Consider the following 17339-nt stretch of genomic DNA (forward strand, 5'->3'; position numbering starts at 1 on the left):
GTGACTCGAACCCCTCAGAGCGACCGACGGGGCGGCCAAACCGGACGCCGCGAATTTCTCGCGCTCTCCGGGGCGCTCGGGCTCGCCTCTCTCGCGGGATGTCTCGATCAGCTACCCGGATCCGGACCGAAGAGGATCGACGGCGACGCGGTCGCCGACGTCGCGAGCGACGAGGCACCCGAAATTGCCGAGACGCTCCCAGTCGACATCGGGGCCTCTTTCGTCGCCGAACAGCGCGAGATCGCTCGGGAGAAACTCGATTCGGTTCCCGCGCCGTTCGACGAGACGCAGATCCCGAACGGGGTGATCCGCGAACGGGTGAACGGCGAGTACGAGGCTGCACGCGAGGCGATCCGTACGTCTTCGGACGCCGGAACGGCCTACGAACGCCTCGACCGCGCCACGCGCGCCAGAACGAGCGCGCACGAGGTACAGCTCGCGTGGCGTTCGGTTGAGGAGGACGCGACGGTCGACGACCTCCGCGAGTCGCGGGCGGCTGTCGCAGACGACGTCGACGCGCTCGCTTCGCGATGGGAGTACGTCGGCGACGACCCGGTGCGGGCGGCGATCGTCCACGCGGAGGTCGAGCGCGAAATCCGTGGTGCCCGGAACTGGCTGTCATTCCGGGAGCGCGAACTCGAATACGCGGCGGAGCAGCCGCTCGATTTCGCGGATGTCGCAGTCGATATCGAACGCGCGCGGACCTCCGTGGCGGTCGCGTCGTACTATTTCGATCAGTTCCGGGGGGACCTCGCGCGGGAGGAGAACCAGCGTGAGCGATTCGAGACCGCGCGGAACGCTCTCCGGGAGCGCATCCGAACGCGTGGCGAGTCACTCCCCGACGAGAGCGAGGATCCGACGTCGCTCGTGAATCGAGACGTCGGACGAACCGCGGGCGTGATCGCACTCGACGATATCCTCCGGAACGCGCGGTGGCGTACCGAAGACCGCGGCGACGAGCGGGACCCGCCGTCGCTCGCGAGTGCCACGCCCACCGCAGCGAAAACGCTCGTGTACCTCCGCGCGTTCGAGGCGCTCCGCGAACGAATCGAGGACGGCGACGACGTCGCGGTCGAAGAAGTAGAAGACGTCTCTGAACTCCGGACGGACGCCGTCGACGCAATCAGCGCCGCCCGCGAGTCGGATCGAAACCGCCTCGTCGTCGACGCGCTCCTTCCGCGGTTCGCCCGGGAGCTCCGCTGGATCGACGACCGCCTCTCGCGATCCGCGGCTGACGTTCCCGTGGATTCTGCCGAGTGGGATGCTTCAGGGTACGTCGTCGTCGCCGAGACGTGCCGCGCAGTGGCACCCGTGAGCACCGAGGTCGCGTCGGTGTTGCGCGAGGCGACCGATCCGTAACCCGCGGCTTTCGGTTTGAACCTTCGTCGAACCGAACCTGTACCGCCCTCCCCGTCGCACGATTTCACTTTCACTATGCTGTTAACGAGGGTTTATGTGCAAGTGGGGCCCAGAGAGGTGTACGATGCCAGAAGACGATCTCGAAAGTCTCCCCGGAGTCGGCCCCGCGACCGCAGACAAACTCGCCGATTCGGGGTTCGAGAGCTATCAGGCGATCGCCGTTGCGAGCCCCGGGGAGATGTCCAACACCGCCGATGTCGGCGAGTCGACCGCGGCGGACATCATCAACGCCGCGCGCGACGCGGCCGACATCGGCGGCTTCGAGACCGGAGCGGCCGTCCTCGAACGGCGCGAACAGATCGGCAAGCTATCGTGGCGCATCCCAGAGGTTGACGACCTCCTCGGCGGCGGAATCGAGACGCAGTCGATCACCGAGGTATACGGCGAGTTCGGTGCCGGAAAGTCCCAAGTCACCCACCAGATGGCTGTCAACGTCCAGCTCCCGCCTGAGCACGGCGGCCTCGGCGGGTCCTGTATCTTCATCGACTCCGAGGACACCTTCCGCCCCGAACGGATCGACGATATGATGCGCGGCCTCGACGACGAGGTGCTCGCAGACCTCCTCGAACGCCGCGAGATCGAGGGAGCCCCGGGCGACGAGGAAGCGATGAACGACCTACTCGAGAGTTTCCTCGATCACATTCACGTCGCGAAGGCGTTCAACTCCAACCACCAGATCCTCTTGGCCGAGAAGGCCAAAGAGATCGCCCGCGACAACGAGGACGCGGAGTTCCCCGTGCGCCTCCTCTGCGTCGACTCGCTCACCGCGCACTTCCGCGCGGAGTACGTCGGCCGGGGCCAACTCGCCGACCGACAGCAGAAGCTCAACAAGCACCTCCACGACCTGATGCGCATCGGCGACCTCTACAACACGGCCGTCTTGGTGACGAATCAGGTCGCCTCGAACCCCGATTCGTACTTCGGCGACCCGACGCAGCCGATCGGTGGCAACATCCTCGGCCACACCTCCACGTTCCGGATGTACCTCCGGAAATCGAAGGGCGACAAGCGGATCGTCAAGCTCGTCGACGCGCCGAACCTCGCCGACGGCGAGGCCATAATGCGCGTGCAGGACGGCGGTCTGAAGCCCGAGTAGTCACCCACCTTTTTGAGCCTCGGGTGCGCTTCGCGCACCACTCGGCGCAAAAACTTGGAGGGAAAAAGGCCGCCGACGAACGGCCGAAGGCCGTGAAGTCGGCGGTGAACCGCTCGCTCACTGGGTTCGCTCGCGGATGCTCAAGACAGGCCATCTATCGTTAAACTCGGTACTCGACGAGACTGGTTATGACAGCGAAAAATAGGAGTAGGTTCCCGACTGGGCTCCCGCTTAGGCGCTCGCCATCTTCCGACAGCTCTCGGCACAGTCCCGCAGGACGTCGGCACAGACCTGGCAGTGCTCGGCGTCGTGGTTGCTACACTCGTCAGCACAGGCCTCGCACGCCTCCGCACAGGCCTCCGCGAGCGTGGAACTGTACATCGAACCACGGGCCATAAATCGAGCGTGGAGCGACGTGAGATCGGCGACGTCCCGGCAGAGACGGGCACACTCCTCCATATCTTCCTCACCGAGACACTCGTCGGCGCACCACTCACACACCTCGGTGGCTTCGTTGCAGTTCTCGATGCACGTTCGCTGATCGTCGTTCAGGCTGTTGATCTTGCCGACTGTTTCTGTAAGGGACATTGCGACTCAAGATACGGGTGGGATCGGATTAGGGTGCACGCCTGCACTTGCAGGGAGACTCCTTCGAATACCCCACCACCACCATCAACTCCCCTATTCAGTTCGCACCGTCGATCTCTCGGCTAATTCGTCGTAGCTGAGTGTGAAATCAATCCGGTCGACAAGTAATCCACTGGTGATTTCTACGATCTCCTACCGCGAGCGAGGCCGAGCGAGCGGCCTTTTTCCCTCCAGGTTTTTGCACGGAGGGGTCCGCAGGACCCCTCCGCTGGAAAAAGGTGGGTTGATTAGTCTTCCGTCGTTGTCGCGTCGATCTCGATGTCGCCCTCGTGGATCTTCGCGCCGTCTTGGGCGACCTGCCGGGCGAGCACGGCGCATTTGATCCGCATCGGCGAGATGTCGACGCCGAGCATCTCGGTCACGTCGTCGGTGTCCATCGCGTCCAGTTCCGAAAGCGTCAGCCCGCGGAGCTTCTCTGAGAGCATACTCGCGGAGGCCTGACTGATCGCGCAGCCGTCGCCGGTGAACGTCACGTACTCGATCGTCTCGCCGTCGTCTTCGAGCCTGACGTTCACCGTGATCGTATCGCCGCAGGACGGATTCTCCCCCGTGTGTGAGAAGTCCGGATCGGACATCTCGCCCTTGTTCCGGGGGTTCTTGTAGTGGTCCAGAATCTGCTGCCGATACATATCCGAGCCCATTCCCATTGTTGGCGGAGGTACGGCAGTCTCGCGCAAAAGGGTTCCGCCGCGCGATAGGATAGATACGGCAAACCGGTACTTCTACGGGAGTTTAACCCGAAGAGCCGACCGATGGCGATTCCCACTTGGCTGAGCGATTCGGAGGCCTTTGGATCGCGGTCGCTTTCGGCCGCCGAGGTCGACGACGTCTCGGAGACGCTCGACGTCCTCGCGAGTCCGCCTCGACTCGAAATCCTCGCGGTGCTTCACCGCCGATCGGACCCGATCCGCTACGCCGACCTCCGCGCCGAACTCTCGATCGACGACAAGGGGCGGCTGAACTACCACCTCCGTCAGCTCGACGGTATCGTCGCCCGCGACGAGGGTCGCTACGCGCTCACCGGACGTGGAGAGGAACTCGTCGAGGCAGTGGCCGCAGCGGACGTCTGGCGCTCCCGATAGGGGTTGACGGGCTTCGGTTGGAACGTGGCAGCCGTCGGGAGAAGGTCGCTTCTCCGAGAATTTACGTCTTGGGGCTGTCAAGTTGGCCCCGCCGATGAGTCAGAAGCGAGATGAATCGCCGACGGATCCGTCCGATCCGAGCGAGTCGGTATCGTTCTCACTGGCCGGGTTCCGAAGCGGGTTCGTCCGATGCGCGCCGATCGCCCTCGGCGTCGCGGGTTACGGGTTCGTGTTCGGTATCCTCGCCGACCGGGCGGGTCTCAGCGCGGCCGAGGCGACGCTGATGAGCGCGACGGTCTTGGCCGGGGCCGCCCAACTCGTCGCGGTGGAGATCTGGTCGGAACCGATTCCGGTTCTCGCGGTCGTCGGGACGACGCTCGTCGTGAACCTCCGGTATCTGCTGATGGGTGCGGCGCTCCGGCCTTGGTTCAGACACCTCTCGCCGATCCAAGCGTACGCGAGCGTGTTTTTCACCGCCGACGAGAACTGGGCGCTCACGATCGGCGAGCTGCGCTCCGGTAGCCGACGGGGTGCATTCCTGCTCGGGAGCGGATTCGCCATCTGGCTGTTCTGGGTCCTCGCCACGCTCGTCGGCGCCACCGTCGGCGGCGGCGTCGAACGCCCAGCTCGGTTCGGCTTGGATTTCGTCCTCGCTGCGGTGTTTCTCGTCCTCGCGACCGAACTCTGGGAGGGACGATCCTCCCTCCCCGCGTGGACGTTCGCCGCCGTGGTGGCGGTGCTGACTGCTCACTGGCTGCCCGGGTACTGGTACGTGCTGTGCGGCGGTCTAGCCGGAAGTCTCCTGCAGGCGGTGTGGTACGATGGCTGATCTCGATCCGGCGGTCGTCGCCGTCATCGTCGCGATGAGCATCGCGACCTACGCGACGAAGGCGGGCGGCCTCTGGCTGCTCGCTCGGATCGAACTCTCCGAACGGACCGAGGCGGCGCTCGACGTGCTCCCCGGAGCGGTCGTGATCTCGCTTCTCGTGCCGACGCTCTCGGAGTTCGGTGCCCCCGGGCTGGTCTCCGCCGTCGTGGTCCTCGTCGTCGCTCGACGGACCGGTGGCGTCCTCCTCGCGTTGGGGGCCGGGATGTGCGCGGTGGTCTCGCTCAGGTATCTAGTGTAGCGTCGGCGTTGGTGTCGGTGTCGAGGTCGCCGAGCTTCGTCCACTTCTTCTCGACGTCGCGGTTCGCCACGACGACGGTTTCGCCCTCCTCGTTTCTGAACCGGGTCTTCCGCAGTTCGATCGTCTCGACGACGCCGGTCACCGGATCGGATTTCACCCGATCTCCGGGGTTGAAATCGGGGTCTCGAAGCAGATAGACGCCCGCGACGGTGTCGGCGATCATGTTCGAGAGCGCGTAGGAGACGCCGAGCGCGACGAACCCGGCGGCGGTGCCGAGACTCGCGGCAATCTCGCCCATCCCGAGGATTTCGAGGAGGGTCAACGCGGCCCCGAACCACAGGAAGATCCCGGCGATTGTCGCCCCGAGGTCGACGATGAGCCCCTGTTCGTCGGGGTAGATCGCCGCGAGCGTGTGGCGAACCGCGCTCGTCACCAGTCGGATCGCGACGTACGCGAGGAGGAGAAAGACGACGCCCGTGAGTAGTTTCGGCGCGGCCTGCTGTATCCCCGCCGCGAACTCGTTGACCGTCCGCTGAACCGTTTCGAGGACGAACCCGACGGCTGTTGACATTGTTGTCTGAGCGTCACGCGGCCGTCACTAAGCGTTTTTGTCACCTCGCCCGTCGTGGTGGGTTCGGAGGGGCGGGGGCGGGAGCGAAAAATCAGGCGAAGAGTTGCCGTGCGTCGTCGACGCCGTCGACGAGCGCGTCGATCTCGGACTTCTCGTTGTAGACGTAGAACGACGCGCGCGTCGAGGCGGGAACGCCGAGTTTGTCGTGCAGCGGCTGCGTACAGTGGTCTCCGGCGCGGATCGCGACGCCGTGATCGTTGAGGATGCTGGAGAGGTCGTGCGCGTGGACGCCTTCGAGGTTGAACGCGACCAGCCCGCCGCGGTCATCGCCCGGCGGCCCGTAGATTTCGATGTCGTCGAACTCCGTCAATCGGTCGTAGGCGTACTCGGCGAGCAGTTCCTCGTGGGCCTGCACGCGGTCCATTCCGATCTCGTCGAGGTAGTCGATCGCGGCGTGCAGCGCGATGCCCTGCGCGATGACGGGCGTGCCGGCCTCGAACTTCCACGGGAGGTCCTCCCACGTCGAGTCCTCGTAGGTGACGCTTCTGATCATCTCGCCGCCGTAGAGGTACGGCTGTATCGACTCCAGAATGTGCTCTTTTCCGTAGAGCACGCCGATGCCGGTCGGCCCGAGCATCTTGTGCCCCGAGAAGGCGAGGAAGTCGGCGTCGATCTCGCCGACGTCCACGGGTCGCGTCGGCACCGACTGCGCGCCGTCGACGAAGACGTACGCGTCGTGTTCGTGCGCCAGATCGGCGAGGTCCGAGACGGGCACGACCGTTCCGAGCGTGTTCGAGACGTGAACGGCCGACACCATCGCGGTGTCGTCGTCGATCAGTTCGGCCGCGTGGTCCATATCGAGGCGTCCGTCGTCGTCGACGCGGATGTACTCGACGCTCGCGCCCGTCTTTTTCGCGATCTGCTGCCACGTGACGAGCGACGCGTGGTGCTCCATCTCGGTCAGGACGACGGTGTCGCCCGGGCCCAACTCGGCGAGCCCCCACGCGTAGGCGACGAGGTTCAGCGACTCCGTCGTGTTCTTCGTGAAGACGATCTCCTCGCGACCGTTCGCGCCGATGAACTCCGCGACGCGGTCGTGGGCGTTCTCGTAGGCGACTGAGGCCTCTTGGCTCAGGTGGTGGATACCGCGGTGGACGTTGGAGTTGTAGCCGTAGTAGTAGTCGACGATGGAGTCGACGACGGGTTTCGGCGTCTGCGTCGTCGCGGCGTTGTCGAGGTAGACCAGCGGACGGGTGTCGTCGGGGCCTTCGCCCGGCGTCTCGATGTCGCCGCCGACCTTCCGGTCGAGAATCGGGAAGTCCTCGCGGATGGCGTCGACGTCGATCGGATACGATTCCTGCGTTCTCATTGAAGTCCGATAGTGGCCGCAGGACTAACACGGCTTCGGTCTGGACGGGAATACGCAACGGGTAGTGGTTACGAGATGGTGTCCTCAGAGGGTGAGTGAAGACTTGCAAACGCTACAATACCTGTTCTGCAGCATCGGCTATTTTCAGTAGGTCACTAGTCTTCATCTGTGAGATTACCACAGAATCGCCGAATCGTCCGCTGTGTCTAGGTGATTCTACCGCGAGCGAGGCCGAAGGCCGAGCGAGCGGCCTTTTTCCCTCCAGGTTTTTGCACGGAGGGGTCCGCAGGACCCCTCTGCTGGAAAAAGGTGGGGGTGTTTTCTACATCCAAAGGAGTTGCGCGTGCAGCGTCCCGTCGACCGAGAGCACGCGCTCCTCGTCGATGATTCCCGCATCGACGGCGACGGAGACGGTGCGTTCGCCGACGAGGTTGGCGACGCTGGCCCGGGTGAGACTGTCGATGACGGCGTCGGCGTCGACTTCTTCGGCCTCCTCGCCGCCGTAGAACGCTTCGGTCACGTCGAGCTCGATATCGCCCTCGATGTAGGTCTCGCCGAGGCATTCGGGGTCACAGACGGAGACGAGCAGTCCATCCGACGTCTGTCGTTCTCGGAGGAGCATCACCGTCGCTGTTGTTGTCCGGGCTGTCCCTGCTGATCCAGCAGCTCCTGTTCGCGTTCCTGTCGCAGTTCCTCGGCCTGCTGTTGGACCTCCTCGGCCTGTTCGTCCTCGCCGAGTTCTTCGAGCGCGCGAGCCTTCTCTTCGAGGACGTCGGCGGTGCGCATCCCCAGTCGGATCGCGTTGTCGAAGGCGTTGACGGCCTCCTCGTTCAGGCCGCGCTCGCTCAGGAAGAATCCGCGGTTGTACCACGCCTGCGGGAAGCGCGGGTCGGTCTCGACGGCGCGCTCGGCGTGATGTAGCGCGGCCTCGATCTCGCCGGCGTTCCACAGCGCGTACGCGAGGTTCGTCTCCGCCGACGCCGCGTGCTCGGAGTCGTCGTCGATGCGGAGCGCCTCCCGATACGCGCCGATCGCCTCGTCCCACTCCTCCAACTCGGCGTGGGCCGCGCCCTTGTTGACCCACGCCTCTTGGGCTTCGATGGAGTCCTCTTCGGCGAACCGCGCGGCGCGCTCGAACGTCTCGGTGGCCTCCTCGAAGCGGTTGATCTGCATATACGAGAGCCCGACGTCGACGAGCTGTTCGACGTCGATCTCGTCGGTGGCGATGTTCCGCTTGTCCAGTTCGTCGGTGAGGACGCGCGTGTCGACGGGGTCGACCTTCGTCGGGTCGACTTTCAGCTCCGGCGGGTCGAGTGTGAACTCCTCGTAGTCCTCGGAGAATCCCTGCCCCGAGGAGAACTCGTGATCGTCTCGCTCGCCGTCTGTCATACCGCCGGATTGGACGTGAGGACGGTTAAGCACTGCGTCACCGGGACGATATCTGTTTGTCACGAGCGTCGCACCGCGTCGCGGGGACGAATTTCTTGGTCGACGCGCGCCTAGCGTGGTATATGCGACTCTTCGTCAGCATCGACCTTCCGGACCGCCTCGCCGACGACGTCGCCGACGCGCAGCGGCGCTTCGCCGACGCCGAGGGGCTCCGCTTCGTCGACCCCGAACAGGCGCACTTGACGCTGTTCTTCCTCGGCGACACCGACCCCGACCGGCTCGACGAAGTCGAATCCGCGCTGACGCGCGCTGTCGACGACGCCGACGTCGATCCCTTCGAGCTCCGCCTCGGCGGCTTCGGCGTCTTCCCCGCGCTCGACTACATCAGCGTCCTGTGGGCGGGCGTTCGCGACGGCGGGGGCGCGGCGGAGACGACGCGCCTGCACGAGGCCGCCGAGGCCGAGTTGACCGCGCTCGGCTTCGCGGCCGACGACCACGAGTTCACCCCGCACGTCACCCTCGCCCGGATGGACGACGCCCGCGGGAAGGACCTGGTCCAGCGGGTCGTCCGCGAGACCGATCCGGATATCGGCGCGTTTCGGGTCGAGGAGGTCCGATTGACGAAGAGCACGCTGACCGCCGAGGGGCCGGCGTACGAGACGGTGGCGTCGTTCCCGCTGTGAGTCGTCGGACACGCGTCCCGCGACCGGGCGCTTCGTCAGTCCGCGCCCGGTGCCTGCGGCTCCGGCCCCTCGCGCCACTGCCGGAGCTCCGCGCGGATCGTTCGGCGCTTGACGAGGAGGAAGCCGCCGAAGATGATTGCGAAGCCGAACACGGTCGTCGGCGCGAGCGACTCGTCGAGGACGGCCCAGCCCGTCACGGCGGCGAAGATGGGGATGACGTACTCCAAGAGGCTCACCTCGACCGGCCCGACGCGGCGGAGGAGCCAGAAGTACAGCCCGAACCCGCCGACGCCGGCGACGACCGCGAGGTAAATCAGCGAGAGGATTCCGTCGGTCGTCCACACCACGTCCGTCAGCGACTCGCCCGGCAGGAGGGCACTCATCGCGTGCAGGACGACCGCGCCGACGAACATCATCCACGCCTGCTCGGCCAGCATCGGCATCGTCGCCTCCGAGTCGTGCGTCAGGACCGCTCCGAGGGCGAAGGCGAGCGCCGATCCGAGCACGAGGCCGATTCCCCAGAGATTCGAGCCAGCGAGGTTCGAGGGATCCGGGTTCGCGATCGTGACGACGCCGACGAAGCCGAGGCCGACGCCGAGCATCCCCGTCTGACTGAGTCGCTTCCGCGTCGCCGTGAGTCGCGTCAACGCGGGCGTGATGACCGGGATCAGCCCGAGCAGCACGGCGGCGACGGCGCTCGTGACGTACTGCTGCCCGGCGAACAAGAGCGCGTGGTGGACGCCGATGAGGAGGACGCCGCCGGCGAGGATCGGCCGCCACTCGCGGCGGCCGGCGGGTCGAAGCCGGTCGCCGTGCCACGTGGCGAGAGCAAAGAGCACGGCTGCGGCGAGATCGAACCGGAGCGCCGCGAACAGCGCGGGCGGGAGCCATTCGAGGCCGACTTTCGTCACCATAAACGCGGTGCCCCAGATCGCGGCCGCGAGGAGAAAGACGGCGGCGGTCAGATGTCTCATTGATCGAACGGAAGCGAAGCGTCGTGTTGAAAGTCTCGAATCTGCCGCGAAGAGGCGTTCTATCTCCACAATTGCGTGTGAATCGCACGCACGAGATGGCGAGGTCGAAGGAACAAGATTTTATGCGGGCCCGAGGTAGAGACGGGCACTATGAGCAAGAAGTCGAAGGCCAAAAAGAAGCGCCTGGCCAAACTGGAGCGCCAGAACACGCGCGTTCCGGCCTGGGTGATGATGAAGACGGATATGGAAGTCACGCGAAACCCCAAGCGTCGCAACTGGCGGCGGAGTGACACGGACGAGTAACGATGAGCGCCAGCGACTTCGAAGAGCGAGTCATCACGGTACCGCTTCGAGACGTCAAGGCCGTCCCCGGCCACGAGCGCGCAGGTCGCGCGATGTCTCTGATCCGAACTCACCTCGCAAAGCAGTTCTCGGTCGACGAGGACGCCGTCCGACTGGACACGTCGCTCAACGAGACGGTGTGGGCGCGCGGCAAGCAGAAGCCGCCGAGCAAGCTCCGCGTGCGCGCCGCCCGGTTCGACGAGGACGGCGAGTCCATCGTCGAGGCGGAGCCGGCCGAATAGCGTGCTCCGCGCATCCTTCGCCGGGTCGCCGTACGTCGGCGTGTTCGCCCGCGCGACGGATCACGTTCTGATCGTCCGTCCGGACGCCGAGGCCGACGTCGTCGACGCGATGAGCGAGGAGCTCTCGATCCCGGCGGTCACCACCACTGTCGGCGGCTCCGGAACCGTCGGCGCGCTCGCGACCGGCAACGAGAACGGTATCCTCGTCACCAGCCGCGCGACAGAGCGCGAGAAGGAGGCCATCGAAGAGGCGGCAGACCTCCCGGTCGCGGAACTCCCGGGTCGGATCAACGCCGCCGGCAACGTCGTTCTCGCGAACGACTACGGCGCGTACGTCCACCCCGAACTCTCCGAGGAGGCCGTCGACGCCGTCGAATCGGCTCTCGGAGTCCCCGTCGAACGCGGCGAACTCGCCGACGTGCAGACCGTCGGCACCGCCGCCGTCGCGACCAACGGGGGCGCGCTCTGCCACCCGAAATCCCGCGAACCGGAACTCGAAGCGCTCGAAGCGCACCTCGACGTCCGCGCGGACATCGGGACCGTCAACTACGGCGCGCCGCTCGTCGGGTCGGGACTCGTGGCCAACGAGACCGGCTACGTCGCCGGCGAGGACACGACCGGCCCCGAACTGAGCCGGATCGAGGACGCCCTCGGCTACCTCGACTAGCCGCTTTTCCGGAAATCGCGACGAGCCGATTTCGCTCGTCGACATCACGCCGTTCGGATGTCTGATCAGGTATCGGCGATCCGGTATCGGACTGTCGCCGCGCTTTCTGCGACGCCCCGTCTACTCGTACGCCAATCTCCGAGAATCGTTCTCACGGCCCGAATCGCCCGTTCTCGGGATCCCGAGTAGGAAGATACTTCCCGCTCGCTCGGGAACCTACGTCTATGAGTGACTTTACGGTTAGCGGCCGGTTCCAGAGCCGCGATGGGTCCAGCGAGTTCACTACCACGGTCGAGGCACCGAACGAGAACGTCGCCCGCGACCGCGTGTACGCGAACATCGGGAGCCAGCACGGCCTAAAGCGCACGCAGATCGAACTCGACGAGATCAAGGAGGTGTCCGCGGCATGATGGGTGGCGGCGGTCAACAGCAGCTCCAGCAGCTCTCCCAAGAACTGCAGGCGATCGACGAGGAGATCGAAGCGCTCGAATCCGACGTCGACGACCTCCAGAACGAGCAGACCGAGATCGACGAGGCGATCGAGGCAATCGAGACCCTCGACAGCGGCTCCACCGTCCAAGTCCCACTCGGCGGCGGCGCGTACGTCCGCGCTGAAATTCAGGATATCGACGAGATCATCGTCGGACTCGGAGCCGACTACGCGGTCGAGCAGTCGTCCGACGACGCTGCGGACGCCTTAGAGACGAAACAGGACGCGCTCGACGACCGCATCGCGGAGGTCCGCGAAGAGATCGAGGAGCTGGAAGACGAGAGTTCCGACCTCGAACAGCAGGCCCAGCAGATGCAACAGCAGATGCAGCAACAGCAGATGCAGCAGATGCAGGAAATGCAGGACGACGGCGACGGCGAGTAACGTCGCACGCAGCACCCGACTTGCGGCCCGACATCCATGTTTGACGGATTGAAAAAGAAACTCGACAGTTTCCGGGAGGACGTCGAAGAGACGGCGGTGGAGAACGAACCGGCGGACGCCGACCCCGACGACGCCGCGAGCGACGTCGAGGAAGTCGATACCGATGCGACCGGCGCGACCAGCGCGCCGGAAACGCCCGAAGCCGACATCGACACGGCAGCGGCGGACGTGGGAACTGTCGACGCCGGCGCGGCCGCCGGTTCCGCGGCTACGGACGATAGTACGACCGCTGCCGACGACGCACCCGCTACCGACGGCGACGCGACCGCTCTCGCCTCCGAGGAGGCCGAGACCGCGCTCCGAGAAGACGACGAGGAGGACTCGGGTCCCGGCCGGTTCAAGCGCGCGGCGGCGTTCGCCACGGGGAAAGTCATCATCGAGGAGGGGGACCTCGAAGATCCGCTCTGGGAGCTTGAAATGGCGCTCTTAGAGAGCGACGTGGAGATGAACGTCGCAGAGGAGATCCTCGACACCGTCCGCGAGAAGATGATCGGCGAGACGCGCGCGCAGGTCGAGACAACCGCCGAACTCGTCGAAACCGCGCTGCACGACGCGCTCTACGACGTCATCAGCGTCGGCCAGTTCGACTTCGACGGACGCGTCGCCGAGGCGGACAAACCAGTGACGATCGTCTTCACCGGCGTCAACGGCGTCGGGAAGACGACGAGCATCGCGAAGATGGCGCGGTACTTCGAGAAGCAGGGTCTGTCGGTCGTGATGGCTAACGGCGACACCTACCGCGCCGGGGCGAACGAGCAGATCCGAAAGCACGCCGAGAACCTCGACACGAAGCTCATCTCCCACGAGCAGGGCGGCGACCCGGCGGCCGTGCTGTACGACGCCGTCGAGTACGCGGAGGCGCACGACATCGATGTCGTCCTCGGCGACACCGCCGGACGGCTCCACACCTCGAACGATCTGATGGCCCAACTCGAGAAGATCGACCGCGTGGTCGACCCCGATATGACGCTGTTCGTCGACGAGGCCGTCGCGGGCCAAGACGCTGTCGAGCGCGCGAAGACCTTCAACGACACTGCCGAGATCGACGGCGCGGTCCTCACGAAGGCCGACGCCGACTCCAACGGCGGCGCGGCCATCTCGATCGCCTACGTCACCGGCAAGCCGATCCTCTTTCTCGGGATCGGCCAAGGCTACGACGACATCGAACGCTTCGATCCCGAGCGGATGGTCGCGCGGTTGGTCGGCGGCGAAGAGTAGCCGCTCCCGCGGTCTTTTCGCGTAACTCTCACTCGACCGCCAGCGCCAGCCCCAGCACGATCATCGCGCCGCCCCCGACCCAACTCAGCCGCGAGGTCGCCGCCGCCGAGGTCAGTGTTCGTCCGACTCGCCCGGACGCGACGGCGACGCCGCCCAGATACACCGCCGTCAGAACGGCGTACGTCGCCCCGAACAGAAACATCCGGACCTCGGCGTCGGGGCCCGAGCCAGCGAACCCGGGGAGGAACGCGAGAAAGAACAGCGCCACCTTCGGATTCAGGGCATTCACGAGGACGCCGCGGTAGAAACTGCCCGTCGCGTCCGCGGACCCGCTCCCTCCCGAGTCGTCGGATCCGCTGGCCGTCGCATCGGCGACTCCGTCGCCCGCGCCGTCGGTGCCACCGAACTCGTCGTTCCGGATCGCCTGCACGCCCAGATAGACGAGGTAGACCGCGCCCGCGTACTTGACGATCTGATACGCTGCGGGCGCGGCGCGGAGGAGCGCCGCGAGACCGAGAGTCGCGGCTGCCGTGTGAGCAAGGACGCCGGTAGCGATCCCGAACGCCGATCTGACGCCGGCGTCGCGGCTCTGGACGCCCCGCGTGAGAACGTACATCGTGTCCGGGCCGGGCGTGAGGATCAGCGCGACCGCGGCGGCGCAGAAGGCGAGATACGTCGGAAGGTCGGGAACGACGGACACGCGCTGACCTCTCGCCGCCGCAGAAAAAGCCTTTACCCGCGCGGCGGCGTAGAGAGCGCTAATGGTACTCGACAATCTCGGGAGTTCTCTCCGCAGCAGTCTCGATACGCTGCAGGGGAAATCCCGCCTCGACGAGGAAGACGTCGAGGAGATCGTCAAGGAGATCCAGCGCTCGCTGCTCTCCGCCGACGTCGAAGTCTCTCTCGTGATGGACCTCTCCTCGTCGATCAAAGAGCGCGCGACCGAGGAGGAACCGCCCGCCGGGACGTCCGCGCGTGATCACGTCCTCAAGATCGTCTACGAGGAACTCGTCGACCTCGTCGGCGAGTCGACCGATCTCCCCTTAGAGTCGCAGACGATCCTCCTCGCCGGGTTGCAGGGTTCGGGGAAGACGACCAGCGCCGCGAAGATGGCGTGGTGGTTCTCGAAGAAGGGCCTGCGCCCGGCGGTCATTCAGACCGACACGTTCCGCCCCGGCGCGTACGACCAGGCCAAGCAGATGTGCGAGCGCGCCGAGGTCGAGTTCTACGGCGACCCCGACGAGTCCGACCCCGTCAAAATCGTCCGCGAGGGTCTCGAAGCGACCGAAGACGCCGACGTTCACATCGTCGACACCGCCGGTCGGCACGCGCTCGAAGACGACCTCATCGCCGAGATCGAGGAGATCGAATCGGTCGTCGACCCCGACCGCTCGCTGCTCGTGCTCGACGCCGCGATCGGGCAGGGCGCGAAAGAGCAGGCCCGCGAGTTCGACGACGCCATCGGCATCGGCGGCGTCGTCGTCACCAAGCTCGACGGGACGGCGAAAGGCGGCGGCGCGCTGACCGCCGTCAACGAGACCGGCTCCTCGATCGCCTTCTTGGGCACCGGCGAGACGGTCCAAGACATCGAGCGCTTCGAGCCCAACGGCTTCATCTCCCGGCTTCTCGGGATGGGCGACCTCAAACAGCTCTCCGAGCGCGTCGAGCGCGCGATGGCGGAGACGGGAGACGAAGAGGACGACTGGGACCCCGAGGACATTATGAAGGGGTCGTTCACCCTCAAGGATATGCAAAAGCAGATGGAGGCGATGAACCGGATGGGGCCGCTCGATCAGGTCCTCGATATGATTCCGGGCCTCGGCGGCGGCTTCAAGGATCAGCTCCCCGACGACGCGATGGACGTCACGCAGGACCGGATGCACGCCTTCGACGTCATTATGGACTCGATGACCGACGACGAACTGGAGAACCCCCGCTCGATCGGGGCCTCTCGAACCCGTCGGATCGCCCGGGGCTCCGGCAAGGACGAGGAGACCGTCCGCGAGCTCCTCGAACAGCACAAGATGATGGAACAGACCATCCAGCAGTTCCAAGGGATGGGCGACGGCGATATGCAGCGGATGATGAAGAAGCTCCAGAACCAGGGCGGCGGTGGCGGCGGAATGGGCGGCCTCGGCGGCGGAGGCGGTGGCGGTCTGGGGCCGTTCGGGTAGTCCATCTTAGTCTGTTCGGATAGTCGGTCTGGATCAGTTCGGATAGTCGGTCTGGATCAGTTCGGATAGTCGGTCTGGATCAGTTCGGATAGTCGGTCTGGATCAGTTCGGATAGTCGGTCTGGATCCGTTCGTGCAGTTGGACCCGATCGGCTGTCTCGCTGACTTTCTTCGCGACCGATCGCGACACGTCCGATTTTTCACCCCTCCGGTCGTCGGTCGTCGTATGACCGTCCGGGACGTCGCCCGCGATGCCTATCGGGAGGCGCTCCCAGCGCTCGCGGCGAGCCTCGTCGGGGGGCTCTTCGCGGGCGTCATTCTCGGCGGGATGCGCGCGGAGCTGCGAGCGGTCCCCGGGCTCTTGGTCCTCGTTCCGGCGTTGCTCGCGACCCGCGGTAACGTCTACGGGTCGCTCGGCGCGCGCATCTCGACGGCGCTGCACCAGGGGCTCGTCGAACCGCGGATCCGCGGCGGCGACGAACGGCTACGATCGGCGGTCGCGGCCGCGCTCGCGAACGGTCTTTTGACCTCCGCGTTCGCGGCCGTCGCCGCCTTCTCGATTCTCACCGTTCTCGGCGACAGCGTCGCGCCGCTTCCCGTGCTCGTCGCCATCGCGCTCGTGTCCGGACTCCTGTCGGGGATCGCGCTCGCGGGCGTCGTCGTCACCGCGGTCTTCGCCGGGTATCGTCGCGGGCGAGATCCCGACACGCTCGTCGGGCCGCTGGTGACGACGACCGGGGACCTCTTCGGGATGCTCTTTTTGCTGCTCGCGGTCAGGCTCGTTCTGGCGGCGTCGGGGGTGCTGTAGGTGCCGACCGAGTGGACCGTCCGCGCGATCACGCGGGCGATGCTTCCGGTGCTTTTCGTCCTCACGATCGTCGAGCTCGGGAGCGGGCTGGTGCTCGGTCGATTCGAGGCCCAGTTGTTACGGTATCCGACGCTTCTGGCCTTGGTGCCGGTAACGATCGGCACCGCGGGGAACCTCGGAAGCGTTCTCGCGGCGCGGCTCTCGACGTCGTTTCACCTCGGGACGCTCTCCTTTGCTCCCGACGACGAGCACCTCGTCGGCAACGCGGTCGCCACGGTCGCGCTCGCGTCGTCGATTTTCCCCATCGTCGGCGTCGGCGCGTGGGGGCTCACCGCACTCGTCAGCGGGGCTCGGTTGCCGCTGCGCACCGTTTTTGTCGTCGCTGTCGTCGCCGGCATCGTGCTCGCTGTCCTCGTCATCGTCGTGACCTTCGCCGCGACGTACGTCGCCTACCGGTTCAGCCTCGACCCCGACGACGTGGTGATCCCGGTCGTCACCAACACCTGCGACGTCCTCGGCGTGGTGGTCCTGTTCGCGACGGTCCAATTGCTGCTGTGAGGCGACCATCGGGGCTGCACAGACGCCGATTGGTCGCCG

At 65.8% G+C, this 17339-nt stretch carries 23 protein-coding genes; 15 read left to right on the top strand and 8 right to left on the bottom strand.

Annotated features, from left to right (window positions below; translation table 11 throughout):
- Together U5919_RS10070 and radA are read left to right on the top strand one after the other, a co-directional pair.
- Positions 1–1359: a hypothetical protein gene (locus U5919_RS10070; protein ID WP_336024064.1), complete on the top strand. Its 1359-nt coding sequence runs from the start codon at positions 1–3 to the stop codon at positions 1357–1359.
- A 124-nt stretch (positions 1360–1483) separates the two neighbouring features.
- Entirely contained in the window at positions 1484–2515 is a 1032-nt protein-coding gene (gene radA, locus U5919_RS10075) for a DNA repair and recombination protein RadA (RefSeq protein ID WP_336024065.1), read from the top strand.
- Positions 2516–2746: 231 nt separating this feature from the next.
- On the opposite strand, the gene U5919_RS10080 is transcribed toward radA, so the two are convergent.
- Both U5919_RS10080 and sufU read right to left on the bottom strand, forming a co-directional pair.
- Positions 2747–3103: a four-helix bundle copper-binding protein gene (locus tag U5919_RS10080; RefSeq protein WP_336024066.1), complete on the bottom strand. Its 357-nt coding sequence runs from the start codon at positions 3101–3103 to the stop codon at positions 2747–2749.
- A gap of 287 nt (positions 3104–3390) precedes the next feature.
- On the bottom strand, positions 3391–3810 hold the full coding sequence (gene sufU / locus U5919_RS10085; RefSeq protein WP_336024067.1) for a Fe-S cluster assembly sulfur transfer protein SufU: 420 nt from the start codon (positions 3808–3810) through the stop codon (positions 3391–3393).
- Between the two features lie 105 nt (positions 3811–3915).
- On the opposite strand from sufU, the gene U5919_RS10090 reads away from it, so the two are divergent.
- The 3 genes from U5919_RS10090 (at position 3916) to U5919_RS10100 (ending at position 5372) form a co-directional block, all read left to right on the top strand.
- Positions 3916–4245 (top strand): DUF7347 domain-containing protein, encoded by a 330-nt coding sequence (locus U5919_RS10090; protein WP_336024068.1) that lies wholly within the window; start codon positions 3916–3918, stop codon positions 4243–4245.
- A 94-nt stretch (positions 4246–4339) separates the two neighbouring features.
- The gene (locus U5919_RS10095; RefSeq protein ID WP_336024069.1) at positions 4340–5074 is read left to right on the top strand and encodes an AzlC family ABC transporter permease; all 735 of its coding nucleotides are present in this window, start codon (positions 4340–4342) and stop codon (positions 5072–5074) included.
- Positions 5067–5372 (top strand): AzlD family protein, encoded by a 306-nt coding sequence (locus U5919_RS10100; protein WP_336024070.1) that lies wholly within the window; start codon positions 5067–5069, stop codon positions 5370–5372. Before U5919_RS10095 ends, U5919_RS10100 begins: the two co-directional genes overlap by 8 nt.
- On the opposite strand, the gene U5919_RS10105 is transcribed toward U5919_RS10100, so the two are convergent.
- The 4 genes from U5919_RS10105 to U5919_RS10120 all read right to left on the bottom strand — a co-directional run bounded on the left by U5919_RS10105 (position 5356) and on the right by U5919_RS10120 (position 8701).
- Positions 5356–5943 (bottom strand): mechanosensitive ion channel domain-containing protein, encoded by a 588-nt coding sequence (locus tag U5919_RS10105; RefSeq protein ID WP_336024071.1) that lies wholly within the window; start codon positions 5941–5943, stop codon positions 5356–5358. The two genes, U5919_RS10100 and U5919_RS10105, sit on opposite strands and share 17 nt — an antisense overlap.
- Before the next feature lie 91 nt (positions 5944–6034).
- Positions 6035–7312 (bottom strand): bifunctional cysteine desulfurase/selenocysteine lyase SufS, encoded by a 1278-nt coding sequence (gene sufS / locus U5919_RS10110; RefSeq protein ID WP_336024072.1) that lies wholly within the window; start codon positions 7310–7312, stop codon positions 6035–6037.
- 322 nt (positions 7313–7634) lie between these two features.
- Complete coding sequence (locus U5919_RS10115; protein WP_336024073.1) at positions 7635–7934, bottom strand: DUF424 domain-containing protein; 300 nt, start codon at positions 7932–7934, stop codon at positions 7635–7637.
- Positions 7934–8701 carry a tetratricopeptide repeat protein gene (locus tag U5919_RS10120; RefSeq protein WP_336024074.1) on the bottom strand — a complete coding sequence of 256 codons (768 nt, stop codon included), beginning with the start codon at positions 8699–8701 and terminating at the stop codon, positions 7934–7936. The genes U5919_RS10115 and U5919_RS10120 overlap by 1 nt, the downstream gene beginning before the upstream one ends.
- A 122-nt stretch (positions 8702–8823) precedes the next feature.
- Between U5919_RS10120 and thpR the strand changes: the two genes are divergently transcribed.
- Entirely contained in the window at positions 8824–9384 is a 561-nt protein-coding gene (gene thpR / locus U5919_RS10125; RefSeq protein ID WP_336024075.1) for an RNA 2',3'-cyclic phosphodiesterase, read from the top strand.
- Positions 9385–9419: 35 nt separating this feature from the next.
- Here the strand turns inward: thpR and U5919_RS10130 are convergent, their stop codons facing one another.
- Positions 9420–10358: a DMT family transporter gene (locus U5919_RS10130; protein ID WP_336024076.1), complete on the bottom strand. Its 939-nt coding sequence runs from the start codon at positions 10356–10358 to the stop codon at positions 9420–9422.
- A 150-nt stretch (positions 10359–10508) separates the two neighbouring features.
- Here U5919_RS10130 and U5919_RS10135 point away from each other — a divergent pair, with 150 nt between their 5' ends.
- The 6 genes from U5919_RS10135 (at position 10509) to ftsY (ending at position 13761) form a co-directional block, all read left to right on the top strand.
- Positions 10509–10661: a 50S ribosomal protein L39e gene (locus tag U5919_RS10135; protein WP_049985609.1), complete on the top strand. Its 153-nt coding sequence runs from the start codon at positions 10509–10511 to the stop codon at positions 10659–10661.
- A 2-nt stretch (positions 10662–10663) separates the two neighbouring features.
- Positions 10664–10942 carry a 50S ribosomal protein L31e gene (locus U5919_RS10140; RefSeq protein ID WP_336024077.1) on the top strand — a complete coding sequence of 93 codons (279 nt, stop codon included), beginning with the start codon at positions 10664–10666 and terminating at the stop codon, positions 10940–10942.
- 1 nt (position 10943) lies between these two features.
- Positions 10944–11609: a translation initiation factor IF-6 gene (locus tag U5919_RS10145; protein WP_336024078.1), complete on the top strand. Its 666-nt coding sequence runs from the start codon at positions 10944–10946 to the stop codon at positions 11607–11609.
- 224 nt (positions 11610–11833) lie between these two features.
- Positions 11834–12019 (top strand): 50S ribosomal protein L18Ae, encoded by a 186-nt coding sequence (rpl18a, locus tag U5919_RS10150; protein ID WP_336024079.1) that lies wholly within the window; start codon positions 11834–11836, stop codon positions 12017–12019.
- Positions 12016–12483, top strand: coding sequence for a prefoldin subunit alpha (pfdA, locus tag U5919_RS10155; RefSeq protein WP_336024080.1), 468 nt, complete (start codon positions 12016–12018; stop codon positions 12481–12483). Before rpl18a ends, pfdA begins: the two co-directional genes overlap by 4 nt.
- Before the next feature lie 36 nt (positions 12484–12519).
- Positions 12520–13761 (top strand): signal recognition particle-docking protein FtsY, encoded by a 1242-nt coding sequence (gene ftsY, locus U5919_RS10160; RefSeq protein WP_336024081.1) that lies wholly within the window; start codon positions 12520–12522, stop codon positions 13759–13761.
- A gap of 28 nt (positions 13762–13789) precedes the next feature.
- Here ftsY and U5919_RS10165 read toward each other — a convergent pair whose 3' ends face one another.
- Positions 13790–14461, bottom strand: a complete 672-nt coding sequence (locus U5919_RS10165) for a LysE family translocator (RefSeq protein ID WP_336024082.1) — start codon at positions 14459–14461, stop codon at positions 13790–13792.
- Positions 14462–14522: 61 nt separating this feature from the next.
- Between U5919_RS10165 and U5919_RS10170 the strand changes: the two genes are divergently transcribed.
- The 3 genes from U5919_RS10170 (at position 14523) to U5919_RS10180 (ending at position 17300) form a co-directional block, all read left to right on the top strand.
- On the top strand, positions 14523–15935 hold the full coding sequence (locus U5919_RS10170) for a signal recognition particle protein Srp54 (RefSeq protein ID WP_336024083.1): 1413 nt from the start codon (positions 14523–14525) through the stop codon (positions 15933–15935).
- A gap of 225 nt (positions 15936–16160) precedes the next feature.
- Entirely contained in the window at positions 16161–16742 is a 582-nt protein-coding gene (locus tag U5919_RS10175) for a magnesium transporter (protein ID WP_336024084.1), read from the top strand.
- Positions 16743–17300 carry a magnesium transporter gene (locus U5919_RS10180; protein ID WP_336024085.1) on the top strand — a complete coding sequence of 186 codons (558 nt, stop codon included), beginning with the start codon at positions 16743–16745 and terminating at the stop codon, positions 17298–17300.
- Positions 17301–17339: the final 39 nt, after the last annotated feature.

The organism is Halobellus sp. LT62 (assembly GCF_037031285.1).
Taxonomy (GTDB): Archaea; Halobacteriota; Halobacteria; order Halobacteriales; family Haloferacaceae; genus Haloquadratum; species Haloquadratum salinisoli.